This window comes from Salinivibrio sp. EAGSL (assembly GCF_013366455.1).
In the GTDB taxonomy this organism is placed as follows: domain Bacteria; phylum Pseudomonadota; class Gammaproteobacteria; order Enterobacterales; family Vibrionaceae; genus Salinivibrio; species Salinivibrio costicola.
This window is the reverse complement of sequence record NZ_JABWMG010000003.1, coordinates 29,120-54,763: the sequence shown is the minus strand read 5'-3', so window position 1 is coordinate 54,763 and position 25,644 is coordinate 29,120. Positions and strand designations below refer to the sequence as shown.

General features: G+C 50.6%; 22 protein-coding genes. 7 read left to right on the top strand and 15 right to left on the bottom strand.

Annotation, left to right across the window (positions count from 1 at the left end; genetic code table 11):
• Positions 1 to 40 precede the first annotated feature (40 nt).
• From hemH to HLG76_RS02670, 8 genes are all read right to left on the bottom strand, one after another.
• A complete protein-coding gene (gene hemH / locus HLG76_RS02705; RefSeq protein ID WP_021022479.1) occupies positions 41 to 1,015 on the bottom strand; it encodes a ferrochelatase in 975 nt (324 codons plus the stop codon).
• Between the two features lie 163 nt (positions 1,016 to 1,178).
• Entirely contained in the window at positions 1,179 to 1,823 is a 645-nt protein-coding gene (gene adk / locus HLG76_RS02700) for an adenylate kinase (protein ID WP_021022480.1), read from the bottom strand.
• Positions 1,824 to 1,978: 155 nt separating this feature from the next.
• Complete coding sequence (gene htpG / locus HLG76_RS02695) at positions 1,979 to 3,874, bottom strand: molecular chaperone HtpG (protein ID WP_077676843.1); 1,896 nt, start codon at positions 3,872 to 3,874, stop codon at positions 1,979 to 1,981.
• A gap of 201 nt (positions 3,875 to 4,075) precedes the next feature.
• Complete coding sequence (recR, locus tag HLG76_RS02690; protein WP_021022482.1) at positions 4,076 to 4,684, bottom strand: recombination mediator RecR; 609 nt, start codon at positions 4,682 to 4,684, stop codon at positions 4,076 to 4,078.
• 3 nt (positions 4,685 to 4,687) lie between these two features.
• Complete coding sequence (locus HLG76_RS02685; protein WP_021022483.1) at positions 4,688 to 5,017, bottom strand: YbaB/EbfC family nucleoid-associated protein; 330 nt, start codon at positions 5,015 to 5,017, stop codon at positions 4,688 to 4,690.
• Positions 5,018 to 5,041: 24 nt separating this feature from the next.
• Positions 5,042 to 7,312, bottom strand: coding sequence for a DNA polymerase III subunit gamma/tau (dnaX, locus tag HLG76_RS02680; protein ID WP_175993016.1), 2,271 nt, complete (start codon positions 7,310 to 7,312; stop codon positions 5,042 to 5,044).
• Between the two features lie 57 nt (positions 7,313 to 7,369).
• On the bottom strand, positions 7,370 to 7,915 hold the full coding sequence (gene apt / locus HLG76_RS02675; protein WP_021022485.1) for an adenine phosphoribosyltransferase: 546 nt from the start codon (positions 7,913 to 7,915) through the stop codon (positions 7,370 to 7,372).
• Positions 7,916 to 7,952: 37 nt separating this feature from the next.
• The gene (locus HLG76_RS02670; protein ID WP_175993015.1) at positions 7,953 to 8,420 is read right to left on the bottom strand and encodes a YbaN family protein; all 468 of its coding nucleotides are present in this window, start codon (positions 8,418 to 8,420) and stop codon (positions 7,953 to 7,955) included.
• Between the two features lie 418 nt (positions 8,421 to 8,838).
• On the opposite strand from HLG76_RS02670, the gene HLG76_RS02665 reads away from it, so the two are divergent.
• A complete protein-coding gene (locus HLG76_RS02665; protein WP_021022488.1) occupies positions 8,839 to 9,222 on the top strand; it encodes a conjugal transfer protein TraR in 384 nt (127 codons plus the stop codon).
• Between the two features lie 134 nt (positions 9,223 to 9,356).
• Here HLG76_RS02665 and HLG76_RS02660 read toward each other — a convergent pair whose 3' ends face one another.
• Positions 9,357 to 10,004, bottom strand: a complete 648-nt coding sequence (locus tag HLG76_RS02660) for a DUF2057 domain-containing protein (protein ID WP_175993014.1) — start codon at positions 10,002 to 10,004, stop codon at positions 9,357 to 9,359.
• 88 nt (positions 10,005 to 10,092) lie between these two features.
• On the bottom strand, positions 10,093 to 11,127 hold the full coding sequence (locus HLG76_RS02655; protein WP_175993013.1) for a porin: 1,035 nt from the start codon (positions 11,125 to 11,127) through the stop codon (positions 10,093 to 10,095).
• A 536-nt stretch (positions 11,128 to 11,663) separates the two neighbouring features.
• Here HLG76_RS02655 and dinG point away from each other — a divergent pair.
• The 6 genes from dinG (at position 11,664) to HLG76_RS02625 (ending at position 18,320) form a co-directional block, all read left to right on the top strand.
• Positions 11,664 to 13,736, top strand: a complete 2,073-nt coding sequence (gene dinG, locus HLG76_RS02650; RefSeq protein ID WP_175993012.1) for an ATP-dependent DNA helicase DinG — start codon at positions 11,664 to 11,666, stop codon at positions 13,734 to 13,736.
• Between the two features lie 14 nt (positions 13,737 to 13,750).
• The gene (locus HLG76_RS02645; RefSeq protein WP_021022492.1) at positions 13,751 to 14,524 is read left to right on the top strand and encodes a TSUP family transporter; all 774 of its coding nucleotides are present in this window, start codon (positions 13,751 to 13,753) and stop codon (positions 14,522 to 14,524) included.
• 42 nt (positions 14,525 to 14,566) lie between these two features.
• Positions 14,567 to 15,121, top strand: coding sequence for a primosomal replication protein (locus HLG76_RS02640; protein WP_241827350.1), 555 nt, complete (start codon positions 14,567 to 14,569; stop codon positions 15,119 to 15,121).
• Between the two features lie 55 nt (positions 15,122 to 15,176).
• Positions 15,177 to 16,103 carry a histone deacetylase gene (locus HLG76_RS02635; protein WP_077668860.1) on the top strand — a complete coding sequence of 309 codons (927 nt, stop codon included), beginning with the start codon at positions 15,177 to 15,179 and terminating at the stop codon, positions 16,101 to 16,103.
• Positions 16,100 to 16,276, top strand: a complete 177-nt coding sequence (gene rsmS, locus HLG76_RS02630) for a pleiotropic regulatory protein RsmS (RefSeq protein WP_021022495.1) — start codon at positions 16,100 to 16,102, stop codon at positions 16,274 to 16,276. Before HLG76_RS02635 ends, rsmS begins: the two co-directional genes overlap by 4 nt.
• Positions 16,277 to 16,889: 613 nt before the next feature.
• Positions 16,890 to 18,320 carry a sodium:alanine symporter family protein gene (locus HLG76_RS02625; protein ID WP_175993051.1) on the top strand — a complete coding sequence of 477 codons (1,431 nt, stop codon included), beginning with the start codon at positions 16,890 to 16,892 and terminating at the stop codon, positions 18,318 to 18,320.
• A 77-nt stretch (positions 18,321 to 18,397) separates the two neighbouring features.
• On the opposite strand, the gene HLG76_RS02620 is transcribed toward HLG76_RS02625, so the two are convergent.
• The 5 genes from HLG76_RS02620 to HLG76_RS02600 all read right to left on the bottom strand — a co-directional run bounded on the left by HLG76_RS02620 (position 18,398) and on the right by HLG76_RS02600 (position 25,092).
• The gene (locus tag HLG76_RS02620) at positions 18,398 to 18,601 is read right to left on the bottom strand and encodes a hypothetical protein (RefSeq protein WP_021022497.1); all 204 of its coding nucleotides are present in this window, start codon (positions 18,599 to 18,601) and stop codon (positions 18,398 to 18,400) included.
• 104 nt (positions 18,602 to 18,705) lie between these two features.
• The gene (locus tag HLG76_RS02615; RefSeq protein WP_077575881.1) at positions 18,706 to 19,437 is read right to left on the bottom strand and encodes a 3'-5' exonuclease; all 732 of its coding nucleotides are present in this window, start codon (positions 19,435 to 19,437) and stop codon (positions 18,706 to 18,708) included.
• A gap of 9 nt (positions 19,438 to 19,446) precedes the next feature.
• Positions 19,447 to 21,324, bottom strand: a complete 1,878-nt coding sequence (locus tag HLG76_RS02610; RefSeq protein WP_021022499.1) for a DUF294 nucleotidyltransferase-like domain-containing protein — start codon at positions 21,322 to 21,324, stop codon at positions 19,447 to 19,449.
• A 161-nt stretch (positions 21,325 to 21,485) separates the two neighbouring features.
• Complete coding sequence (locus HLG76_RS02605; RefSeq protein WP_254877612.1) at positions 21,486 to 23,102, bottom strand: BCCT family transporter; 1,617 nt, start codon at positions 23,100 to 23,102, stop codon at positions 21,486 to 21,488.
• Between the two features lie 352 nt (positions 23,103 to 23,454).
• Entirely contained in the window at positions 23,455 to 25,092 is a 1,638-nt protein-coding gene (locus HLG76_RS02600) for a BCCT family transporter (protein WP_077460140.1), read from the bottom strand.
• Positions 25,093 to 25,644 lie beyond the last annotated feature (552 nt).

The window sequence follows — 25,644 nt, the reverse complement described above, 5'->3', positions numbered from 1 at the left end:
ATTTGCGCCTGCGTAGCGTCTGGCCTACGAATTTTCTCGCCTACCAGCCTTGCGTATGGTCTGCCACCAGCGCGGCAAGTAAATCAATGTGGGCCTTGTCATCGTTTAAGCATGGAATAAAACGAAAGGCTTCGCCACCGGCTTCTAAGAAGATATCACGACACTCTCCGGCGATTTCTTCTAAGGTTTCCAAGCAATCAGATGAGAACGCGGGAGTCATGATATCTAACGTTTTGACCCCCTGGGCTGGCAACCCTTCCAAGGTTTTGTCGGTGTAAGGCTTCAGCCACTCTTCGCGGCCAAACCGTGATTGATAACTCATCATAATGGCATCATCTGGCAAACCTAATTCGGCTTGGAGCAACGCGGTGGTCTGTTGGCAATGCTGCGGGTACGGATCGCCATTATCGGCAAAACGCTGCGGGATCCCATGATACGAACATAACAAGCGATCCCCTTTTCCATGCTGCTCCCAGTGGCGTTTCACCGACGCCGCCAACGCGGATTGATAAGCAGGGTGATCGTGATAATGATGCACATAGCGCAATTCGGGAATACGTGGTCGCCCTTTGAGTGATTTGGCTACCTTATCAAAGACCGCCGCGGTGGTGGTAGCCGAGTATTGTGGGTAAAGCGGTACGATTAGAACCTTTTCACAGCCTTGTTGCTCCAGCGTCTCAATGCCCTGGATGATTGACGGTGTACCATACGTCATTCCCAACGCAACTGGCATATCTACTTGTTTTGCTAACGCATCACGCTGACGTTTGGCATACACCATTAACGGTGAGCCTTCCTCCATCCATACACTTTGATACAGTTTGGCGACCTTGGGTGACCGTACCGGCAAAATCACGCCGTGCAATAATGGGCACCATAACCAGCGGGTTAAATCGACCACTCGGTGATCATGCAAAAACTCAGAGAGAAAGCGCTTTACCGCGGCGGGCGTCGGTTCATCTGGCGTCCCCAAGTTGACCAATAGCACGCCAACTTGGTGTTTATTTTCTGTCATGATGGTTGTCCTTGGCATCGGCTCAGTCAAAGAGCGAATAATAGTAATGAGTGACGTGCAGCTTGCCATAAAAAAACCGGAGCGACTAATCGTCTGCTCCGGTTTCTGCTATCCGTCATACCGATGACGTCATAGGGTTACACCGCATCGGGCGTGGCGCTGATTAGCCGAGTACTTTTTGAATCTCGGTGCTAACCTGCTCAACCGCTTGGGTGCCGTCAAAAGTGACAAACTGGGTATTGCCGGCATCGGCTTCTTTTTTATAGTACGCAATCAGTGGTGCCGTTTGATTGTGATACACGTTTAGACGCGCACGCACTGTCTCTTCTTTATCATCATCACGCACCACCAGCGGCTCGCCCGTCACATCGTCTTTCCCTTCCTCTTTCGGTGGGTTATAAACCAGGTGATAGGTGCGACCAGAGGCCAGATGAGCACGGCGACCACTCATACGCTCTACGATAACGTCGTCCGGAACGTCGAATTCGAGTACGTAATCGATCGCGATACCGATCTCTTTAAGACCATCCGCTTGCGGAATCGTACGTGGGAACCCATCTAGCAAGAAGCCGTTGGCACAATCATCTTGCGAGATACGCTCTTTAACTAGGCCAAGAATAATGTCGTCAGACACCAATTCGCCCGCATCAATAACTGCTTTGGCTTTTAAACCAAGCTCAGTGCCCGCTTTAATCGCGGCGCGCAACATGTCACCGGTAGAAATTTGCGGAATCCCGTATTTTTCCATGATGAACTGCGCTTGCGTCCCTTTACCCGCGCCCGGTGCACCCAAAAGAATGATGCGCATAGTGATCCCCTTTATGATTATTTAGGTTTCGTTAAACTGCGTCTATCGCCGCAAAGACCCGAAACATACACGCTTAGCCAAACGCTATCAAGCCCGGCATCCGGCCGGGCTTGTCGTTCGTCACTGAGTATGTTGATTGACTCGACCTGTGTCGATTATACCTTGGTCAGAAGTTGATTGACCGACGCCAAGAACTCTGACGGATCATCCATGCTGCCCTTCTCTGCCAACATCGCTTGGCCGAGCAACATTTCTACCCAAGTACCAAATTTTTGCTCGTCGCTTTCATCCGCCATGCGCTTGATGAGATCATGCTCTGGGTTTAGCTCAAAAATGTATTTCACATCAGGCGCTTGCTGGCCAGCGGCTTCTAGCAACTTCGCCATTTGTGTGCCCATTTCAAACTGATCAGTCACAACCACAGCTGGGGTGTCTGAAAGCTTAAACGTGGTGCGCACATCTTTCACCCGCTCACCCAGGTGAGATTTCACCCGCTCAACCACAGATTCAAACGCTTTTTCGGTTTCTTCGCGCTCTGCTTTTGCCTCTTCATCGTCGAATTGGCTGAGGTCGAGATCCGCTTTAGTGATCGCTTGGAACGATTTGCCATCGAACTCGGTCAGGTAGCTCATCAGCCATTCATCGATGCGATCGTACATCAAGATCACTTCAATGCCTTTGGCTTTAAACTGCTCCAAGTGTGGGCTGTGTTTCGCGGCGTTATAGCTATCTGCCGTGATGTAGTAGATCTTGTCTTGCTCTTCTTTCATGCGCGACACATAGTCGGCCAACGACACGGTTTGCTCAGCGCTGTCTTCTTGGGTTGAAGCAAAACGCAGCAAGCCAGCAATTTTTTCTTTATTGCTGAAATCTTCCGCTGGGCCTTCTTTCATCACCAAGCCAAACTCACGCCAAAATGTTTGATACTTGTCGGCATCATTTTTGGCCAGTTTTTCTAGCATCGACAGAACACGCTTGGTGCACGCGCCCCGTAGCGATTGGGTGATCTTGTTATCTTGTAAGATCTCGCGCGATACGTTGAGCGGCAAATCGTTAGAATCAATCAAACCACGTACAAAGCGCAAGTAGCTTGGCATAAATTGTGACGCATCATCCATGATGAACACGCGCTGTACATAGAGTTTCAGTCCATGTTTGTGCTCGCGGTTGTAAAGATCCCACGGCGCCTTAGAGGGGATATACAACAAACTGGTGTAATCATTTTTACCTTCAACCCGGTTATGGCTCCAGGTTAGCGGCTCTGCAAAATCATGCGAAACATGCTTATAGAATTCTTTATATTCTTCAGCAGAGATATCGGACTTGGCACGGGTCCATAGCGCTTGCGCTTTGTTCACTTGCTCCCATTTGCCTTCGCCAGTCTCGTTGCCTTCCTCGTCTTTTTCTTGTGTCCACATTTCAACCGGAATACCGATGTGATCCGAATATTTACCGATCACTTCACGCAGGCGCCAGTCGTTAAGGAACTCTTTCTCATCGTCTTTGAGGTACAGCGTAATATCGGTGCCACGTTCCGCTTTACTAACAGGCTCAAGTGTATATTCACCTTCACCGGTTGATTCCCATTGCACCGCTTCGTCAGCCCCAAGCCCTGCAGCACGGGTACGTACCGTCACTTTATCCGCGACAATAAAGGCGGAGTAAAAACCGACACCGAACTGGCCAATCAAGTTGGAATCTTTGCTTTGGTCTTCGTTCAGTTGTTTTAAAAACTCTTCGGTGCCTGATTTGGCGATGGTGCCGAGATTGGCAATAACATCGTCACGGCTCATGCCGATGCCGTTGTCAGACACGGTGAGTGTGCCGGCTTCGCTATCAAAAGACAGACGAACACGCAGATCACCGTCGTTTTCATACAGCTCAGGCGCTGATAGCGCTTTAAAGCGCAGCTTATCCGCGGCGTCCGACGCGTTTGAGACCAGCTCTCGAAGAAAGATCTCTTTGTTTGAGTAGAGAGAATGGATCATCAACTGCAGCAATTTGGAGGTATCTGAACCAAACTGGTGTTTTTCTGGGGTTTTCACGCTCATGTCAATCTACCTAACACTATGATGTTTAAAGGCTGAGTGGGTAATCGACCCACGTCACGAAGAATTCATATTCACTACCCCAGGATATAAGGGCCACATCAGCCGCTTTCAAGGTGTGACTGGTCAAATAAACATCAGTTGAGAAAAAGAAAGCCTAACCGGGCGGTTAGGCTTGATAAGCGGTTAGCGATATTGACGCCGTTAGCGATATTTAAGCTGTTGGCGGCCAATAATGGAGTGCGACAGCGTGGTGCCATCCACCAATTCAAGCTCACCACCCATGGGGACACCGTGGGCGATACGGCTCGCGCCCACTTGGTGTTCTTGGCAAAGCTCGGCGATGTACTGCGCCGTGGCTTCCCCTTCTACCGTAGGATTGGTCGCCAGAATAAGCTCTTCAATCGGTTCACTTTGCAAGCGCTTTTCCAAAACGTCTAAACCGATATCTGCCGGCCCAATCCCATCTAATGGCGACAAGTGCCCCATTAAGACAAAATAGCGCCCGGCATATTGGCCGGTCGCTTCAACGGCGGCAATATCGGCCGGGCTTTCAACCACACAAATCAGTCCGGTTGCTTGTCGTTTCGGGTTATCACAAATGGCACACACGTCTTGCTCTGTAAATGTCCGGCACTGGCTGCAGTGGCCAATGTCGGTCATTGCCGTGCTCAGTGACTGCGCCAGGGCAAGCCCCCCTTGGCGATTACGTTGCAAAAGATGATACGCCATTCGCTGCGCCGACTTAGGACCCACCCCAGGTAAACAACGCAGCGAGTCCATCAGCTGTTCAAGTAACTGGCTGGTGCGCATAGATTAAAACGGCATTTTCATGCCCGGTGGTAACTGCATACCGCCTGTCACGTCTGCCATTTTTTCTTTCTGTTGCTCTTCAACACGACGTGCAGCATCGTTGAATGCGGCTGCAATCAAGTCTTCCAGCATGTCTTTGTCATCTTCCATCAAGCTATCATCGATGTCGACACGACGGATGCTATGGCTGCCTGTCATGGTCACTTTCACCATGCCTGCGCCCGCTTCGCCTGTCACTTCCATGCTGGCAATTTCTTCTTGTACTTTTTGCATGCGCTCTTGCATTTGCTGCGCCTGCTTCATCATGTTGCCCATTCCGCCTTTACCAAACATAATTCTCTCTCTTGGTTAGGTGTCTTAAATTGGTCGAATGCTGTCTTCTTCTAACTCCGCCGCAAAACGTTGAAGCATAAAAGTGACATTCGGATCATTATGCAGGCTGTGTGTCGCCTGCGCTAATTTTTGTTGATAGCGTTGCTCGCGCCGCTCTAACGGTGTGATTCCCGACGTGCCGAGCTGTACCTCCAAGGTTATGGGGGCGCCCAAGGCCGTCGTCAAGGCCTGCGTTAATTGTTGCTGCGCTTTTTCGGTATTCAGATGTGATTGATCAGGCCTTAATGTCAGCCGAACCTGGTCGCCTTCACGCACCATGGCGGCATTAAGCGCCATTTGTTTCACCAGCCGCTCGACCTCAAGGCTATCGGCCAACGCACACCAAGGATCTTGTTGGTTAGTCTCCTGCACCAACTTATCGCGCATTGCTGGCGTTTTCTCATGCTCAAGCGCTTGTTTGAGCGCCTTTGGCGTCAACGACGACGCGGTGGCTGGCGCCTTGGCTTGGGGCTGAGAAGGACGCCATTGATAAGGCTCCGTCGCCGCCAATGATGTGTCGCGTTGCCGTGCGGGCACCGGCTCAGATGGCGTTGCAGTGGAGGTCGCGACTGAGTTGGCGTCAGACACAGGCGATGTCGATTCTGCAGCGATCGCAACGCGATCCAACACAGATAATGCATCACTCTTGGCCGGTGTCTGTCTCGCCTTTTTTGCGCCAGACTCTGTCTGACTGGTTTGTCGCTTCATCCTGCTACGCAGCTGGTTGCGGGCTTGAATCAAACTCGATGCCGCAGACGCGGGCGCCTCACTGGCTGGCACCTCTGATACGTCCGTTGCTGGCGTCGTGTCCGTAGCTGGAGCCGCGTCCGTTGTTAGCGTCGTATCTGCCGCGGGAGCCGATGCAGGCGATATCGGTGTGCTGTCATCGTGATCAGCCGCCGACGAAGCGTGATCAGGCACAGATGCGATCGGATCGGCCGGCCTGGTGTCAGGCGCAGTGGGTGTCGCCGAGATAGATGATTCGGATGAGGTAGGCCCACGGCGATCCGACGCGGCAACTTGCGCTTTTAATGCACTAATCGCTTGAGTTGGATCAGGGTTTTCGCTCGCCGCTTTGGGCTGTGCGCCTGACGCCATACTTGAGGCGCTTGGCTGCGACGTTGGGGCGTGTTCGGGCACGGCAATAGTCACCGGCTCATAAGGCACCGTTTTAACCGGCTGGAACGCCAACATCCGCAGCAATACCATCTCTAGCCCCGCACGTCCATCGGGGGCATAGGGTAAATCTTGTCGCCCCTGCAGCGCTATTTGGTAACATAGCTGTACATCTTGCGGCGTTAAGCGCGACGCTAAAGCCTGTATGCGCGCGTGATCACCCTCTGCATCATCGCGGGTTTGTGGCAGTGTTTGCGCCAACGCAATTTGATGAAGCTGGCCTGCGAGCTCTTTAAGCAACCCATCCCATTCGACGCCAATTTGTGCAATCTGCGCCAGCCCATTCATCAGCTCAACTGCATCTTGATTTACTAATGCTTCCAGTAACAACAACGCATTGTCACTGCTTAAGGTCCCTAGCATTTCTGCTACTGCTCGGGTGCTAATCTGACCGTTACCGAGCGCAAGCGCTTGATCGGTTAAGCTCAGCGCATCGCGCATACTGCCTTCTGCCGCACGTGACAGTAGCATCAGCGCGCGCGCGTCAGCTTCAATGCCCTCTTGGCCAAGAATGTAATCGAGCTGGGTTTGGATCTGACTGGCGTCAAAATGTTTTAAATGAAACTGCAAGCAGCGCGACAAAATGGTCACCGGCAACTTTTGCGGATCCGTGGTCGCCAGCAAAAATTTCACATACTCGGGTGGCTCTTCCAGCGTTTTAAGCAAGGCATTAAAACTATGCCGCGACAGCATGTGGACCTCATCAATCAGGTACACCTTATACCGTCCGCGTGCGGGTTTATACTGGACGTTATCAAGCAGCTCGCGCGTATCTTCTACCTTGGTGCGTGACGCCGCATCAATTTCCAACAAATCAACGTAACGCCCTTCATCAATTTCACGGCAGGTTGCGCATTGGCCACACGGTGAGGACGACACGCCCTGCTCGCAATTTAACCCTTTGGCAAAAATACGTGCGATGGTGGTTTTGCCCACTCCCCGCGTTCCACTGAACAGGTAAGCATGGTGCAGGCGGTCATGATCGAGCGCATTGGCGAGCGCCGTCAGCACATGGCTTTGCCCCGCCACCGCGTCAAAGTTATGGGGGCGCCATTTGCGTGCAAGAACTTGATAACTCATGTCAATTGGCTTCCTAGTGGCTGATAAATGACCCAAGGCCCAGCGTCGTGTTCACCATTAATGGCCGGCAAACTCGCACAAACTGTACACACTAACGCCAAGCGCCGTCAGTTTTTCCTCACCGCCAATATCCGGTAAGCTAATCACAAAACCGGCGTGTTCCACGGTGCCGCCCAACCGACGCACTAATTTGACCGTGGCTTCAATGGTGCCACCGGTGGCGAGCAAGTCATCGATCACCAGCACTTTATCACCGTCATCAATGGCATCACTGTGGATCTCAAGCGTATCTTCACCGTATTCTAGCTGGTAATTTTCGCTGATCACCGCTCGTGGCAATTTGCCTGGCTTGCGCACCGGCACAAATGGCAATGCCAGCGCTAAGGCCAAGGGCGCGCCAAATAAAAAGCCGCGCGATTCGGTGCCAATCACCTTGGTAAAGCCTTGATCCCGATACTTTGCTACCAGGGCATCAATGGTGGCCTGGTAGGCGGTCGGGTCTTCCATCAAGCTGGTGACATCACGAAATAAGATGCCTGGCTTAGGGTAATCAGGAATGGTTTGAATGCTTTGTTTAATCACATCCAAGTTGTCGTTGCTCATGGCCAATTCTCATCGGTAAAAAACGCAAACCGCCATGTTATGAATTTTCGGCCGTACCAGCAACAGATTCCGTCTCAGGCAGGCGGAGAAACCAGCATAAGAGCACAATCAGGCAAAGCAGTAGCATGCCTTTTAACCAGAGCGCTGGCACCATGTACATTGAGAATGAGAAACTGGCCACGATCATCACCGTTGCCCGCGTTTTGACCCGCCGGCTGATGGCGCGTTGTTGATACCAGTCAGTCAATATTGGCCCGAACGTTGGATGGGCATGAAGCCAATTGGCGATACGGGGAGAGCCGCGCATAAAACAGCCGCTTGCGAGCAACAAAAACGGGGTTGTTGGTAACACAGGCAAAAACGCCCCGGCGGCACCGAGTGCGACCCAAAACCAACCCAAACCGTTCCACGCCCAACGCCAAGCGACGGATGGAGCTGGCGGCGCGGGTGTTGTTTGTCGCGCTTTTGACTGTGGCGCGTTTGACTGCACCGCTTTTGACTGCATAGCCAACTTGCCCTTATTGCTGCGCGTCACCTGGGTGACCCTCTTACCCCAGTGTAGTGATCCAGCCGCAATGGGTACAGGGCGAGCTGAGGAAAAATGAGGCAGTATTGAATAAGGCGGTAATTAACCGCCAAATACAATCCCGAGCCAAGTGAGGCTTGCGGGTAAGGTGGGGATCAGTAAGACCAACAAAAAGCCGATAAAATACTTTAGGTTATAAGGTTCTTTAAATTCGTGACTCATAGGTTACAACGCTCACAACAACATAACATCAGTGAGCGGTTACTATAGCCTAGCTTGGCCCCGCTAAAAACGGACGTTTTGTAAGGTTTTAATCCGATTATTGATTTACATCAGGGTAACAACTTGGTGCATTGGGTCATGATAAACGTCATTTAGCCAATCAAGCGAACTGACCATGGATACAAATACTCTTGCGCAGCTGCGGCGTAAGCTCACTCGTGAGCGTGCCGAGCTGATCGCCACCTTAACCACGCGTTTGCGTGAAGACTGGGACAAGCATTGCGACACCCTGACTGTCACAGAGCTGATCAAAGAAAGCCAAGGCCTGCCTGGCGCAATTCGTTGCCTCGGTGAACGTCTGGAAAAAGTCGATGCGGCTTTGTGTGCCATGGATTTGGAAATTTACGGATTATGTGCCGATTGTGAGAGTGACATTCCACTCGATGATTTAATCAAGGATGCCGCGGAGCAGCGCTGTCCGCAGTGCCGCGCATCAAACTATTATCACCACGATCCGGCCACTCGCCGCGCGACAACGGGCCCCCGTAAATCGGTGTGAGCCCAAGGTCGACTTTCGCTTGTCTCACCGTGGCTTAAACGAAACGCGCCCAGCATCCGCTGGGCGCGTTTTTTATTGACCGTTTAAGGCTGTCAAGCACGTGATACTGACTACCACGCCTCCCCCGAACGCGCTTAATCTTGATCAATGATCCAACGACGGAAGGTTTTACGCTCTTGGTCGCTGGCTTTGGTGTACCAAAGCTTAAGCTGCGACAAGGCATCGCCTTTAATAGAGGCTTGTCCTTGGTCGTCGACCTCGACTAACACGTCGTTAAGGTTTTTGCTTTCACCTTGGTCGATAATAATACCGTTTTCGCGGTTGTACTCGGCCACCAGCGCTTCCATATCGGCATAGGCGCCAAAGCCATCACCTTTAAGCTCGACGGCCTCTAACGGCATTACCTCGCCATTATCAAACTCAGCCTGCCATTGTGGGTTATCATCAAAATAGCTGGTCGCCTGGGTTTTCACTCTTAGATTGGCATCAATGTTAATGGTGGCATCGCGGCCATCAACGTCCAGCTCAAACAAATACGGGCGCGAGGTAAAAATCACCTCTTTACTGCCGCGTTTCACCTCGCCGTCAAAGCGCATCACCAACTGATGGGTACCATTATCTAACTCAATGCTCTGCTGCGGCGCCCAGTTGTCAAAACTGACTTTGCTGCCATCGACCACCAAAAATTCAATATGGCGTGCTGAGGTAATTTCCGCCGCATGGATGGCGCTCGATGCCATCAGTGCACCCAGCACCCACGCAGCCTTTGTTAAAGTTTTCATTGTCACTCCAAACGGTAAGACGAAAAAAGCCGCCCTGAGGCGGCTTTAGTAATCAGTGCTACATCTCGCAATAATGGTTTAAGCTCAATTAGAACTTAACTTCCATACCTGCTACATAGCCAAAGTCTTGGTCATCACCGTCGCTGTCGCCAACTTCTGCGTACACATGCGCGTTGCTGTGCAGTGCATAAGTCACGTTAGCGTAGTAACCGTTAACGTCTGAAGTGTTACCTTCTACGTCTTTGTTATCATAACCGATACCAAAGGTGGTTTTACCCATGGTGTAGTCAGCAGCGATAGACACGTAGTCCGTTTCAGTATCAATTACTGTACCAGTTTTGTCGTCTTCAACAGAAGTACGGCCAACAGATGCAGCAATACCTACGTTTTCGATGCCCGCATATTCGATTTCGAAGTTATACGCGTCTGAATCAAGGTCAGCAGTACGACCTAAGTTATCAGCTTTCTGATAGTATACACGCGCGTCAACGTCTGCAAAACGATAACCTAAACGTGCTTCATAGATGCGTAGGTCATCCCCACCGCCGTAGTAGCCTTTGTCTGCATCAGCAGCTGCACCTAAAGAATCATCGTCAAAGCCGTCGCTGAAGTCAGTGTAGGTTGCAGCACCGTAAACAGTACCGTTGTCGTATACATACTTACCAACTTGAGTGGCTTGGTTGATATCAACACCGAAGCTGTTTACTGACAGCTCGTAATCTTTAGTGATACCAGAATCGTCCATCAGCAAGTATTGACGACCGGCAGTAAACTGACCCCAGTCACCTTTAAAGCCAACATATAGCTCATCGTTTTCTACGTTTGAACGATATTCGCCAGTATCAGCACCGTCAGCGCCACCAGCCATTTCAAACTCAAATCCCATCGCAGCAATTGCCGTCAATTTGTCTGAAACAGCAATTTCAGTATTGATAGCGAAGTCGCCATCGTCCAGACGCCATTTCGCGTCTTGGTTGTTACCGATTTCTTGAATGTACTGAACTTCAGCAGCACCTGATGCGTCTACTTTAACGCCTTCTGCGTCATACAGGTTGATGCTTGCTGATGCTGAGCCAGCAGCCAGCAGAGCTGGTACTGCCATTGCTAGAATAGTCTTTTTCATGGTTAATCCACTGCCTTTTCTATTTAGTCATTATGAGTTCCTTCATGGAACTCTGTTTTATGGTGACTGTCACTCTGTTACCGGCAGCAAACGCTGCAAAGCACAAAATGCCAGTTCACTGAAACTTCGTGGCTAATCGTGCAGAACATTTGAGGTTCTGTCAACTGGCTGGAAGCGCATTACAAAATAGACAAAAAACACTTAAAAACAAACAGATAGGAAAAACTAATGAACTAAGATCACAGTTTAAACCTCGTTAGCAGTGTGCGTTGATGAAATTTAACAACAACCCTTTGCGATATAAAATTTTGACTAATGTCTTTTATTATTTAATTTTTAGAATAAAAAACTAATCAACAGCTTAAATACGGCTTTTTGTTGATCAAACGGCAGATCAGCAAGATAGCAGCGAATGGTTCAAATTAAATTCGTGACCAAGATCTCATATCTGTAAGGAAAACTTACATTTCGCGATCGTTTTCACGTTTTTTCCCCGTGTTATACTGGGGCTTATCCTTTACTACTCGGACCTGTTGATGCTCAGCCCTGCCGTAAAATCAGACATTCGCGCGTGCTACCAAACGCTACAAGACCAACTTCCCCACTTTATTCCGCGCAAAGCTCAAAACTATTTAGTGGCAGAGCTGGCCAAAACCTTGGCGGGTGATTATGACCCCAAGCGTCGGCTACTGGTGGCCGAGGCCGGCACTGGGGTGGGCAAATCAATGGCGTATTTGATGGGCGCGATTCCGTTTGCGCTTAACAACAATAAAAAAGTGGTGGTGTCGACCGCAACCGTGGCGTTGCAAGAGCAGCTCGCCGATAAAGATATCCCGTTTTTTCATCGTATCTGCCCCAAGCCGTTTGATTTTATCTTGGCAAAAGGGCGGCAACGTTATTGCTGTGCACACAAGCTGAGTGCAGTGGCAGATACCGAGAGCATCCAAGGGGCGCTATTTGCCCAAAAGCCCAAGCGCAGCGAGCAATTGTTGCTGAATGATCTTTACGTTGCCCTGAGTCGAGGAAAATGGGATGGCGACCGCGACAGCTGGCCCAAACCGATTGCCGATCACCTATGGCAAGCGGTCGCCTCTGACAAACACACCTGCCATGCTGGCCTGCCCGCTCACCGTGGTTGCCCCTTTGCCAAAGCACGCGAGGCAATGGATAAAGCGGATGTGGTGGTGGTCAATCATAGCTTGCTGCTCGCCGATCTCGAGCTCGGCGGCGGGGTGATCTTGCCCGAGCCAGAGCAGTGCCTGTATATGATTGACGAGGCGCACCACCTTCCCACGGTGGCGCGTGACTTCTCAGCCGCCAGTGCCAGTTTGCTCGGCGTGGTCGGTTGGCTAGAAAAGCTGAACCAAGCCGCTACCAAGTTGGGAAATACCGCGGATATGACGCGCGCACACCGCTTTGTTGATAGCTTACTCGAGGCGATACAAACTCTGATCCCAGGGTTACGCGAGGCAAAAAATATGCTCAGTCAACTGTCGCTCAACGACGACGGTTGTTATCGCTTTGCCGATGGTGAACTGCCCGAAGCCCTGATTGCGCCCAGTGAGCAGCTTAAAACCGCGAGCAAAAAAGCCCATCAGGCATTGGGAAAGATCCATGATTTGATCAATGAGCGTCTGAAAGAAAATGACATTTCTGCCAAACTGGCTGATCCGGCGCTCGCCGAAACCGCGTTTTTCCTCCAACGGTTAGAAAATTTAGAAAAAGTCTGGACCTTAATGGCCCAACCGAATGCCGATAAAGGCGCACCGCTTGCCCGTTGGGTGCAAGCCTGCCGTGAGCGCGAGGGGGATCTTTGGGTGCATGTCTCTCCCTTAGAAGTAGGCTGGCGTCTGGATCAAATGCTCTGGTCTCGCGCCGCCGGGGTTGGCCTGTTTTCTGCGACCTTGCGCGCCCTGAATCGCTTTAGCTATTTTTGCCGCCAAGTCGGACTCAGTGAAAGCGATGGTTCGCGTTATTTAGCCTTGCCCTCGCCGTTTGATTACGCCAATAAAGCGCGCTTGGTGATCCCAACCATGCCTTGTGAGCCGCAAGCCAGTGCCTTTACGGCGGCGCTGAGCGAGAAAATTCTTGAGCACCTAGAGGGCGAGCGAGCGTCCTTGGTATTGTTCGCCTCTTATTGGCAGATGAAACAAGTCACCCAAGCCATTGAGCAAACGGTCACACAACGCGGCTGGCAACTGCTCTGTCAAGGGACACAATCGCGCACGGCACTATTAAAGGCCCATCAGCAAGCAGTCAGTGCGGACAAAACCAGTATAATTTTTGGCACCGGCAGTTTTTCCGAGGGCTTAGATTTGCCCGGTAACTTATTGACTAATCTCATTATTACGAAAATTCCCTTTGCGGTCCCCACTTCTCCAGTGGAAGAAGCTCACGCGGAGTACATTGAACGCTGCGGTGGCAATCCGTTTTTACAAATCGCGGTCCCAGAAGCGAGTAAAAAGCTGGTGCAATCAGTCGGTCGTCTACTGCGCAAAGAGGAAGACTCTGGTAAGGTAGTGCTTCTTGACCGGCGCATTATCACCCGCAGATATGGCCAATCTTTACTCGACTCGCTGCCGCCATTCAAACGCGTGATCGAACCTTAAATTAACGAGTGACTATGCTTGAATTGATTGATCTTTCGACCTTAGTGATCCTAGGGCTGACTGCTTTTGTCGCCGGCTTTATCGATGCCGTCGCCGGCGGTGGCGGCATGCTGACTGTTCCAGCCCTGTTATCACTGGGTTTGCCGCCCCATGTGGCGTTAGGTACCAACAAACTGGCCGCGACCTTTGCCTCCAGCACCGCCGCCTTTACCTATTATAAAAAACGTCTTTTTTCGCCTTTATTTTGGCAACACGCGTTTTGGGGCACCTTGATTGGCGCAACCGCAGGGACTTTACTGGTTGATGTGCTAAGCACTGAATGGTTAGAAAAAGCGATCCCCGTGGTGGTGCTTGTGGCAGCGATTTACACCGTTTGGCATCCCCACCCTAAGGGAGATAACAACCAGCTCCCCGCGCGCTGCCCTAAGTTACCGATGAAGCAATGGAGCCAAGGCCTGTCGTTGGGCTTTTATGATGGCGTTGCCGGTCCGGGTACGGGCGCGTTTTGGACGGTGTCTACCATGTCGCTCTATCGGATGAATATTTTGCTCTCTTCCGGATTGGCGAAAGCGATGAACTTCACCAGTAATATTACCTCATTGGTGGCGTTTGCGCTTTTGGGCCATGTGAACTGGGCGCTTGGGCTGACCATGGGCGTATGCTTGATGCTGGGGGCATTTATTGGCGCCCACTCCGCGATTCGTTTTGGCAGTCAGTTTATTCGACCTATTTTTGTGACCGCGGTGGTGATTTTAGCCGGTAAACTGGCCGTTGATGCTTGGTTTTAATCGCCGTTATCGTCGCCGCTGTGCGTGACTGAGAGACCCATAATGAAAGCGCAAATCGATGCAATGTCCCAACACCTTGAGCAACTGGCCAATCAAGCCGCAGAGGTCGACCGACGCCGTGGCGAAGCCCGCGCGCCTTTATTCGCGACAACGCTTTTTCATTGCAAAGGCAAATTGCTCACACCCTGTGTGAACGAAGCCCAAGGATTGCTGGCAGTGATGCAGCGCGATCACCAACAAGGGGCGCTGACCGATGCACGTGCGACCCATATTTGCGACACCTTGTTATCGCAAATCACCGCGCTACAACGTGAACTGGCGACACAGCCTTTACGTAAGCAAGAGCAAGCCAAACGCGGGCCACGACGCCAGGCGATTGGTGAGCTTTATCAAGACTTAGCCAAGCACCAAGATTGGGAGCGTCGATTGGCCGATAAACTCCGAGACGCCAATGCCAGCGTCGAGATGGCATCGACCCCCGCGGTGCGTCAGCAGTACCAAAAACAAGTGCTTGCCTTAGAACAACGCCTAGCACGCTGTACCAAGGCGCGAGAGCGTATCGAAACCACGATCAGTTACCGAGAAAAAAAATCGTGATTCACGTTCAGCTCACACCAAGCGTCAAACCCGAGCGCTCAACCAGGAGAGATACGTGCTGCCATTGATTTATCATCCGGTGTACTCGGACTTTCCCCTTCCCGACGGCCACCGCTACCCTTTGCAAAAATACCGATTGTTGTTTGAGCGGTTACAACGCCTGGCGTTACCGGTTGAATTTCATCAACCAATCCCGGCCACTCGGAAAGTGATTGATGCTGTTCATGATCCCGCGTATGTCAGTCAGTTGCTGGCAGGGGATCTCCCCTTAGTCAAAATGCGTCGGATTGGTTTTCCATGGAGCGACGCATTGATCGCGCGCAGTTTAACCTCGCTCGGCGGCACCACACTGACGGTCGATCACGCTCTGGATTCAGGCCTTGCTATTCATCTCACCGGCGGCTATCACCATGCGCACTACGACTTTGGCAGCGGCTTTTGTTTATTTAATGATTTGATGATTGCCGCCCGCCATGCGCTCACCCAGCCAGGCATTGATAAGGTGATGATTGTCGATTGTGATGTACATCATGGCGATGGCACCGCCGCCTTGGCCGCCGACCACCCCGATATTGTGACGTTTTCTGTCCATTGCGAGAAAAATTTTCCCTCACGCAAACCGCCCTCCGATTTGGACTTACCCCTGCCAACAGGCACAGGCGATCAGGACTATCTCAGCGCTTTTTTGCCCTTGTTAGATCTCGCCCTCGCACAATACCGCCCTGATATGGTGATTTATGATGCGGGGGTCGATGTCCACCAAGCCGATGCGCTTGGCTATTTGGCGTTATCGACCGAGGGCATTTATCAACGCGATAGCGGGGTACTCTCACGCTGTGCCAAGCATGATATTCCGGTCGCCGCGGTGATTGGTGGCGGATACCATGACTCGCACACCAGTTTGGTGCCGTTGCACGAACAACTCATTCAAGCGGCCCTTATTCACTTTGCTGATTTTGCATCCAGCTCGGAGGTATCATGACTGACCCGCACGCGTCGACACCAAGCGCCTTAGAAAACGCCCCTGATGACGTCAAACTCGCTGTCGATCTTATTTACTTGCTCGAAAACCATGCCATTGATCCAGATACCGCTTTATCTGCGATTGAGATGGTGAGACGCGATCTGCTGGCGAAAAAAAACTCACCTCCCTAATCAATTAGGCATGCGGCCGCTACTTTTTCTGACAAAAACGGTTGGCGTTTCCGAATGGCTTGCATGCTTACCACTCGATTTTGCTGATATTACGTGCTGTCGATCACATTTTGTTCAGTCTTAACAATGTGAATAAATAGTCATTATTTACGCTATATTATTTATCCAATTGAACCTGGACTGCTTTAACATCAAGCAATTAGCCTGCAAAGCATTACATTTTGGTTACAGTTTTTAGTGCTGTTATTAACACATGCAACCGATTAAAAAACCAACACTTCGCTAATCATATAGTGTTTTGTCTCACAAATATCGGTATTATCCGGCGTGCTCCAATTAGTGTACCGGTGCGTTGAAACATCGGCATGGCTAATCAAAGCGCACTCTGGCAACAGCCGAGCATGGATTCAAAATGCTGTTGCAGACTCAACGTCCACTCGTCATATCAGGCCTTGATGCATGACTTTCTCGAGTGACGCGTTGCTCACCTGCATGGATGGCAGCGATCTCACAAGGACAGTGGTTGTCGACCCTCGCATTCGGTAATCATCGGGTTATGGCCCGAGCAACAACCGTGCAAGGCGTCTCCCAACAGACAAAACAGAGTTTAATGATGGAACTACTTAAAAATCTATTTGTGTCCGTAGTCGATACAGGTAACGGCCTCCTTTGGGGCAGCGTACTGATTTATCTTTTGATTGGCTTAGGCTTGTACTTCACGGTGCGATCAGGCTTCATTCAATTCCGTAACTTTGGCCACATGTTTAAACTGATGGCAGACAGCCGTAATGGCGCATCAGGCGGGATCTCGTCGTTCCAAGCATTCAGTACCAGTCTTGCCGCGCGTGTCGGCACCGGGAATATGGCAGGTGTCGCGGTGGCGCTGTATCTTGGTGGCCCGGGTGCTATTTTCTGGATGTGGCTAACCGCCCTGGCGGGTATGGCCACCAGCTTTGTCGAATCCACTCTCGCGCAAGCGTACAAAGTGAACCACAACGACAAAACCTACCGCGGAGGCCCGGCTTACTACATCGAAAAAGGCTTGGGTCAACGTTGGCTTGGGATTGCATTTGCCATTTGCTTGATTATCGCCTTTGGTTTGGCTTTTAACGGGGTGCAATCGAATTCCATTGCCGCAGCCATGGACACCGCGTTTGGCTTTAATGATCTCGCTGTCGGTATCGGTCTGGCGTTGGTCACCGCACCGGTTATTTTTGGCGGCATGCGCTCAGTCGCACGCGTTGCAGAGCTGATTGTCCCCTTTATGGCACTGGCTTATTTATTGGTTGCTTTGGTCGTGGTTGCCATGAACATCGAACAGCTTCCCGCCGTGATTACAACCATTGTCAAAAGCGCATTAGGCTTGGAGCAGGCTGCAGGCGGTGCCATGGGCTATGCGATCGCGCAAGCAATGATGCAAGGGATTAAACGCGGCTTGTTCTCAAACGAAGCAGGTATGGGTTCAGCCCCTAATGCTGCGGCAACGGCGACTACCAAGCCGAATCATCCTGCCGCGCAGGGCTACGTCCAAATGCTGGGTGTCTTCGTCGATACCATTGTCATTTGTACCGCGACCGCATCGATTATCTTGATCTCGGGCATGCTTGAGCCTGAGAGCGGCCTGACAGGTATTGCACTGACGCAAGAAGCCTTGGTCAGCCAAGTCGGTGATTGGGGCGCTGCCTTTATCGCCATCGCGATTCTGCTGTTTGCCTTTACCTCGATCATTGCTAACTATTCGTATGGCGAGTCGAACATCGAATATATCTTTAAGTGTCGTAAAGCCATCTTGTTGTATCGTATTGCGGTGCTCGCAATGGTGCTGATGGGCGCGGTGATGGATCTGCCACTGATTTGGAGCTTTGCTGACTTATCAATGGGGATGATGGCCGTGATTAACTTGGTCGCGATTGCGCTGCTGTCTGGCGTCGCGTTCGCCTTGATGAAAGACTACGAAGACCAGCGTCGTGCGGGTAAAAACCCGACCTTTGATCGTACCAAATTCCCGAAACTGGATAAGCAAATCGATAAAGACGTTTGGTAATGCCAAGACGATAGAACAAAAAAACCACCGATGATTCGGTGGTTTTTTTATTGGGCTCACTTTTTAAGGCGATGAACTTACACGCTCAACCAATACCCGATTAATAGCGTAAAAACCAGACACGCACCGGCGTAAAAACCCAACTCAATTTTACGCGCTGTCATGTCTTCTGCTTCTTCCGGTTTGAGCGTCAATCCCCAATAGGCAAAGCCAACCGACGATGATAACAACAGCACCCCGAGACCGAATGCCAGCCCCTCTACTACGTGGATCAATGTCATTTGTGTTCCTCTTACTTTCCGTCACTGGCTTGTAGCACGCAAATTATACGCCTTGTCGACGAATACGGAAACCACACGAGAAACGTTCATTGTGTCTTTGTTTATTATCGCCATAACTCACTAATGGGTGTATCAGGCGAGAAGTCGTGTGCAATTTGTGCCTGTAGTAGTTCGGCAGTGGCGATTGCATCGGTAAGCGCATGGTGGCTTTGATAAAACGGCAACTGATAGCGCTGCCGACTGTCAGCCAAGCGAATCGATTCCGGCGGCCGACGGGCTATCCAGTCAGCGAAGCTACGCTTGCCGGTGCGATGCTTCCAGGCTTCTAATTCCATGGTATCGACCATGGGGAAAATAATGCCCTCGCCTAGCCGCTCTTTTATCGCACGATCCAAAAACTCGCGTTCAATCCGGCGATAATGCACCACCACCACTGAACCGGCCAGCGCGCTGAGTAGTGGCTCAATCACATGGGAAAAATCCGGTGCATTGACAATGTCGGAGTGCGTGATGCCGTGAATGACAATCGACGATTCGGCAAGTGGTCGGTTGGGGTTCACAATCCAATGCTGTGCCTGTTGGCAGCGAATACGATTGAGAGTAAAAGGCACTAAGCCAATACTGACAATCGCATCTTGCTGGCTATCGAGCCCCGTTGTTTCAAAATCAAGCGCCACAAACGGCACTTGCGAAACGGGCGTGTCGGGTGACACCCATCCTTGCTGATAAAAGGCCTGCAAGGTTTCGTGCTGCACGGTCTCGCGTTTCGTGTCTAGCATCGCACGCCAGTCTACCTGGTCTGCATCCTCTTTTTTCCTAAGATTAAAGTGGAACATATCCTTCCTTTACGACCGATTGGGCTGATAGCGGAATTTCAAAAATTTCTGGGCATTACTTAAAATCTGAAAGGCGTCTTTTAAATTACGGCGCTCAAAGTCAGATAAGTTCTCTGGCTCAATATTGTTATCAGGTTCACGATCCGCTTCTATATCTAATGCTTGGTGACGGATCCTGACCATCGAAATAAACTCCATCGCATCGCGCAGATCGGGACCGCGGCCTTTGGGTAAGATCCCTGCTTCGATAATATCGTCTAAACGCTCAAACGAGTTTTGCGAGCGCGAATCGGTCGCCAATGCATGAACACGTATCAAGTCGGCTAAGGGTGCGGTACCACGCCGCTTTAAGTTAATCGAATTATTGTGGCGACCGTCTTGCTCCATGACAAAATCTTTAAAAAAGCCTAATGGTGGAGTGCGGTTCAAGGCGTTACGCGCCATGGACGCCAAAAAGCGATTATTGCGACGGGCGCGACGACCCACGAAAGCTTTAAGTTGCTCGGCCCAGTTCGTGCGACCATGCACCCCATCCAAGTCGAAGAAAATATTACTGTCGAGCAGTGAACGCGGGCTAGGATTATCTATCCAATCGGCAAAGCATTGCTCCCATTGTTTCAGCGTTTTACGCCACTCGGGGTTGGTCGCCATGATATTACCGGTGCAGTAAGTATAACCACATGCGTTTAAGCCATCAGAGACGCGCTTAGACAGGGCTTCAAAATACGCATTGTGTTGGCCATGATCGTAGTTGTCATCAAGGATAATTGCGTTGTCTTGGTCGGTAACAATCAGCTGCTCATCACGCGCCATAGAGCCCATCGCCAAAAAGCAATAAGGCACAGGCGGCTCACCCAACTCTTCTTCGGCAAGCTCTAAAAGACGCTGCTTAAAACTGCGTCCAATCACCGACAGTGCCGAGCCAATCATATGCGAGTTGGCATCTTCATTGACCATGCGTACAAAGCAATCTTTGACCTGCTTAGATAAGATCACCAAATCCTCGACCGACTGCTGACGGAAAATACTCGCCACCAAGAACAAGCTGTTTTGCGACTCGTAGCGTGCAATATCAGACAAGGCAACCACACCAATCGGCTTACCGTGCTGTAGCACCGGCACATGGTGCAAGTTGGAGCGCAGAATGGTCAGCATGGCCTCAAAAATATACGCATTATGATCCAAGGTAATCAACTGTGGCGACATGATCTCCTGAACCGGCGTTTCATAAGGCAAACCTTCTGCTAACACCCGGTTACGCAAGTCTCGATCGGTAATAATCCCCAGTACCGGTTTGAGCCCTGTTTCTGGATTGGGCTCATCACCCATGACCAAAATCGATGAGACGGTTTCTTGCGACATCACTTGCGCGGCATATTGCACGGAGTCAGTACTGGCAATCATCACCGGGTCGCGAATAATCAGTTTCTTCACTTTGGAGGTGGTGAGATCATTGGCTTCATTGTGGCTTGATACCGCTTGGCGCAAGCGTGTTCTATCTTCCACCTCGACAAAATCGGCAAAATGCTCAAAATCATCAAACAAGCGATTAAACGTGGCTTCCGGAATAAAATAGATCAAAGTGTCTTCAATCGCTTTCGCTGGCATCCGCACACGATTGTTCATCAATAGACCCATTTGGCCAAAAATGTCGCCCTCGGATATGCGGTTATACAGGGTGCCATTACGGCGAAACAGCTCGACAGCGCCGCTACGCATGATCGCCAAGTCGTGAATTTCATCACCGTAAGCAAAAATATCGGTGCCTGCACGGAAATAACTGATCTCAATGCTGGTTGCCACTTCTGCGACCACCTCTTCGGGCATTGAATCAAATGGGGCGTACTGTGCAAGAAATGTTGCAATCTCGATTTGTTCAGCTTCCATAGCGCTCACCTAAACGTGCGATAATATCGTGGTAGGACACAGTGAATCAGAATGTCCGTTGGCTGTGACACAGTGTGCCGTATCACTTGCCATAAAAAAAGGCAGCCTCGAAAGCCTGCCTTTTCTATCTTAGCTAACTATCAAGCAGTTAGCACACTTCTTTATTTTGCACGCGGCTCAGAAGCAAGGCCTTTAAACAAGGAGAGCGTCGCCACCAGCAAGACCACCGCGAACGGGAAGCCCGTCGAAACCGCCATTGCCTGTAACGCAACAAGCCCGCCGCCGAGGATCAGTGCGATCGCGACCAGGCCTTCGAAGGTTGCCCAGAAAACGCGCTGCGATACCGGTACGTCCATTTTCCCGCCTGCCGAAATGGTATCTAGCACCAAAGAGCCGGAGTCAGACGAGGTAACAAAGAAGACAATGACCAAGATAATACCGATAAACGAGGTAATCTCTGCTAACGGCAACCCTTCTAGCATGGCAAACAAGGTCAGCGACAACTCTGCGTCAACCACTGCGGTATACCCTTCATTGACGAACTGGTTAATCGCGGTGCCACCAAATGAAGTCATCCACAATACGCTCGCGGCGGATGGGATCAGCAGCACACAGGTAATAAACTCGCGAACGGTTCGACCACGTGAGACGCGGGCAATAAACATACCCACAAATGGAGACCAAGAAATCCACCATGCCCAATAGAACGCGGTCCAACCTTGGGTAAAGTTGGCATCCTCTCGGCCAAATGGCATAGCCAGCGCCGGCAGATTCTGTAAATACGCCCCAAGGTTACCAAAGAAGCCGGTCAGAATCGCTAACGTTGGCCCGACGATAATCACGAAAAGGAGGAGTAAGAACGCCAGGCCTAGGTTGATCTCAGATAAACGCTTTACCCCTTTATCCACACCCGCTACGACCGAAAAGATCGCCAACGCAGTAATGCCGATCACCAGCAAGACTTCAGTGGTGGCCCCCAATGGTGTATCAAACAAATAATGCAAACCACCGGATGCTTGTGATGCACCAATGCCAAGCGAAGTAGCAAGACCAAAGAGCGTCGCGACGATAGCTAAGATATCAATCACGTGACCGGTCCAGCCCCAAATACGCTCACCAAACAGCGGATAAAATACCGACCGAATGGTCAAAGGAAGCCCTTTGTTATAAGCAAACAATGCCAAACCGAGTGCTAATACGGCATAAATCGCCCAAGGGTGTAAGCCCCAGTGAAAAATGGTTGCCGACATCCCCAGTCGACGCGCGGCTTCGGTATCACCGGCGGCAGCCCCCAAAGGTGCCCAATCGGTACGTAGACCATCAGTACTCGTTGCGGTCCCTTGTAACGCCGTTTGGAAATGGGTTAGTGGCTCAGAGACACCATAAAACATCAAACCAATGCCCATACCAGCGGCAAAAAGCATCGCGAACCAGCCAGCATAGCCGTAATCCGGTTTGGCCTCAGTGCCCCCTAGCCGTACCTTGCCTAGTGGTGAGACAATTAGCACCAAGCAAGCGATGACAAAGACGTTACCAGTTAAGAGAAAGAACCAGTCGAGATTTGCGGTTAACCAAGCGCGCATCTGCTCAAAAATCGGGGCCATTTGGTTTTGGAAAGCCAACGTCACAAACACAAAGGCCATAATCACCAAACCCGCGACCATAAATACACGGTTATGAATATCAAAGCCAAACGGGCCAAACTTGAGGGCAACGTTGTCCTGACCGACCTGATAATCGGTGTCGATCGGGTTCACCTTCCCGTCTGGTGTCATCATATCTTCATGGCTTTTATCGCTCACACGTAAACTCCTTACTCCGTCTACTCGGCAACCTGTCATTATTGCTAAACGCTGCCTGGACGACACTCGATATCGAGGTAAACGTCAGCACGCAAAAAGAAGCAATGACAGAAAAGTCAGCAAGAATATCACACAAGATGAATAGGTGAATAAAGGGCTGGCGAGCTTGGTCAATATTTAACCACTCCATAACGCTCCGTCTCGAGAGACGAACATTAGCGGCAAAGGAGGGCTGAAAAAAAGGGCAATAAAACAGCGCTAATAAAAAGAGGCAACGCATGGTGCGCTGCCTCTTTCATCATTGACTAGATTAACGCTATTTCGCTAACTAGCCTCGCGGCTCTGACATCAAGCCTTTAAACAAGGAGACCGTCGCGACCAACAGCACAATCGTGAATGGGAAACCGGTTGATACCGCCATCGCTTGCAGGGCAACCAAGCCACCGCCAAGGATCAGCGCAACCGCAACCAAGCCCTCGAAAGACGCCCAGAAAACACGCTGTGGTACAGGCACATTCACTTTACCGCCCGCTGAAATGGTATCAATAACCAATGAGCCCGAGTCAGACGAGGTCACAAAGAATACCATAACCAGGATAATCCCGATAAACGAGGTGATTGATGCCAACGGCAAGTCATCCAACATCGCAAACAGCTTGAGTGAAAGCTCCGCATCAGCAACAGCGGTATAGCCTTCATTAACGAACTGACCAATCGCCGTGCCACCAAAGGCGGTCATCCAAAGCACACAGGCCGCTGAAGGGATGATAAGCACACAGGTGATAAATTCACGCACAGTACGACCGCGTGAAACACGCGCAATAAACATACCCACAAATGGGGACCAAGAAATCCACCATGCCCAATAGAAGGAAGTCCAGCCTTGGGTAAAGTTCGCATCTTCACGGCCAAATGGCATAGACAGCGCAGGCAGATTTTGTAGATATGCCCCTAGGTTTCCAAAGAAGCCGGTTAAGATGGCAATCGTTGGACCCACGGCAATAACAAAGATTAGCAGCAACAGTGCCAAAATCATGTTGATTTCAGACAGGCGTTTGACCCCTTTGTCTACCCCTGCAACAACCGAAAGGATCGCCGCGCCCGTAATACCCATCACCAGCATGACTTCGGTGGTATTACCCAGGGGCGTGTCAAACAGATAGTGCAGACCGGCGGATGCTTGTGATGCCCCCAAGCCTAGCGAGGTGGCAAGACCAAACAAGGTCGCAATGATCGCGAGAATGTCAATCACGTGCCCTGTCCAACCCCAAACACGTTCACCGAACAGTGGGTAGAACACAGAACGCATGGTCAAAGGCAAGCCTTTGTTATACGCAAACAGTGCCAAGCCTAGAGCCAATACCGCGTAAATCGCCCATGGGTGTAAACCCCAGTGGAAAATAGTCGCAGACATACCTAAGCGACGAGCAGCTTCCGTATCCCCGGCTGCCGCCCCCAAAGGCGCCCAGTCAGTGCGAAGGCCGTCAGCACCGGTTGCCGTCCCACCTAACGCGGTTTGGAAGTGCGTCAATGGTTCAGACACGCCATAGAACATCAAGCCAATGCCCATACCGGCCGCAAAAAGCATCGCGAACCAGCCCGCATAGCCGTAATCCGGTTTGGCCTCTGTACCACCCAATCGGACTTTACCCAGTGGTGACACAACCAGCACTAGACAAGCAACAACAAAAATATTACCTGCAGAAAGGAAGAACCAGTCTAGATTTGAGGTTAGCCATCCACGCAAATCCCCAAAAACAGGACCGATTTGGTTTTGAAATGCCAAGGTGACAAAAATGAAGGCCAAAATCGACAGCCCGGAAATCATAAATACTCGGTTATGAATATCAAAACCAAACGGGCCGAGTTTCAGCGCTACGTTATCCTGACCGACCTGATAGTCAGTATCGATCGGGTTAACCTTCCCGTCTGGTGTCATCATATCTTCATGGCTTTTATCGCTCACGAGTTAACTCCTTAGTCCGTTTATTCGGAAGCCTGTGAGTGTTGGTAGCGAGCTCATTATTTATTGATGTTTAAGCCATCTTTAACATCAATAAAAGATCAGTCATCACCACACAGTCGGCTACATTAACACATCTCGAAAATTTTTTAATTAGGGGCCTAACCAAATGTTCATTTTGTGACCACCTACTAAGAAAAAATCAGCCCGAATCCCGCGTCCTTACTCGCTCAGCGAGTTATTTGAACTCTTTATTTCAGAACTATAAATAATCGTGTCGCTAAGGAAATAGCACTATCCTTGGCCTATTCGAATCATAGCCGGGTTTTATTCTAGATGCCCATGAAAAATAGACACAGTCACCATCAACACTTTTGATGCAACGCAATCTTCACTCACAATGCTGATAGGAAGAACCCGTCTCGACACCTTTTATAACCAAGATGTCACGCATCATTTACGAGCTACAACACACCTTTTATCAATATAGACACAAGTGCAATTAAATGAACACAAAGAGGACAAAAAGTGACTCTTGTCACATTATTAAAATCG

Excerpts from the sequence above, each read along its gene's own strand:
- hemH (WP_021022479.1), bottom strand. The coding sequence starts at position 1,015 with ATGACAGAAAATAAACACCAAGTTGGCGTGCTATTGGTCAACTTGGGG.
- adk (WP_021022480.1), bottom strand. The coding sequence starts at position 1,823 with ATGCGCATCATTCTTTTGGGTGCACCGGGCGCGGGTAAAGGGACGCAA.
- htpG (WP_077676843.1), bottom strand. The coding sequence starts at position 3,874 with ATGAGCGTGAAAACCCCAGAAAAACACCAGTTTGGTTCAGATACCTCC.
- recR (WP_021022482.1), bottom strand. The coding sequence starts at position 4,684 with ATGCGCACCAGCCAGTTACTTGAACAGCTGATGGACTCGCTGCGTTGT.
- HLG76_RS02685 (WP_021022483.1), bottom strand. The coding sequence starts at position 5,017 with ATGTTTGGTAAAGGCGGAATGGGCAACATGATGAAGCAGGCGCAGCAA.
- dnaX (WP_175993016.1), bottom strand. The coding sequence starts at position 7,312 with ATGAGTTATCAAGTTCTTGCACGCAAATGGCGCCCCCATAACTTTGAC.
- apt (WP_021022485.1), bottom strand. The coding sequence starts at position 7,915 with ATGAGCAACGACAACTTGGATGTGATTAAACAAAGCATTCAAACCATT.
- HLG76_RS02670 (WP_175993015.1), bottom strand. The coding sequence starts at position 8,420 with ATGCAGTCAAAAGCGGTGCAGTCAAACGCGCCACAGTCAAAAGCGCGA.
- HLG76_RS02665 (WP_021022488.1), top strand. The coding sequence starts at position 8,839 with ATGGATACAAATACTCTTGCGCAGCTGCGGCGTAAGCTCACTCGTGAG.
- HLG76_RS02660 (WP_175993014.1), bottom strand. The coding sequence starts at position 10,004 with ATGAAAACTTTAACAAAGGCTGCGTGGGTGCTGGGTGCACTGATGGCA.
- HLG76_RS02655 (WP_175993013.1), bottom strand. The coding sequence starts at position 11,127 with ATGAAAAAGACTATTCTAGCAATGGCAGTACCAGCTCTGCTGGCTGCT.
- dinG (WP_175993012.1), top strand. The coding sequence starts at position 11,664 with ATGCTCAGCCCTGCCGTAAAATCAGACATTCGCGCGTGCTACCAAACG.
- HLG76_RS02645 (WP_021022492.1), top strand. The coding sequence starts at position 13,751 with ATGCTTGAATTGATTGATCTTTCGACCTTAGTGATCCTAGGGCTGACT.
- HLG76_RS02640 (WP_241827350.1), top strand. The coding sequence starts at position 14,567 with ATGAAAGCGCAAATCGATGCAATGTCCCAACACCTTGAGCAACTGGCC.
- rsmS (WP_021022495.1), top strand. The coding sequence starts at position 16,100 with ATGACTGACCCGCACGCGTCGACACCAAGCGCCTTAGAAAACGCCCCT.
- HLG76_RS02625 (WP_175993051.1), top strand. The coding sequence starts at position 16,890 with ATGGAACTACTTAAAAATCTATTTGTGTCCGTAGTCGATACAGGTAAC.
- HLG76_RS02620 (WP_021022497.1), bottom strand. The coding sequence starts at position 18,601 with ATGACATTGATCCACGTAGTAGAGGGGCTGGCATTCGGTCTCGGGGTG.
- HLG76_RS02615 (WP_077575881.1), bottom strand. The coding sequence starts at position 19,437 with ATGTTCCACTTTAATCTTAGGAAAAAAGAGGATGCAGACCAGGTAGAC.
- HLG76_RS02610 (WP_021022499.1), bottom strand. The coding sequence starts at position 21,324 with ATGGAAGCTGAACAAATCGAGATTGCAACATTTCTTGCACAGTACGCC.
- HLG76_RS02605 (WP_254877612.1), bottom strand. The coding sequence starts at position 23,102 with ATGATGACACCAGACGGGAAGGTGAACCCGATCGACACCGATTATCAG.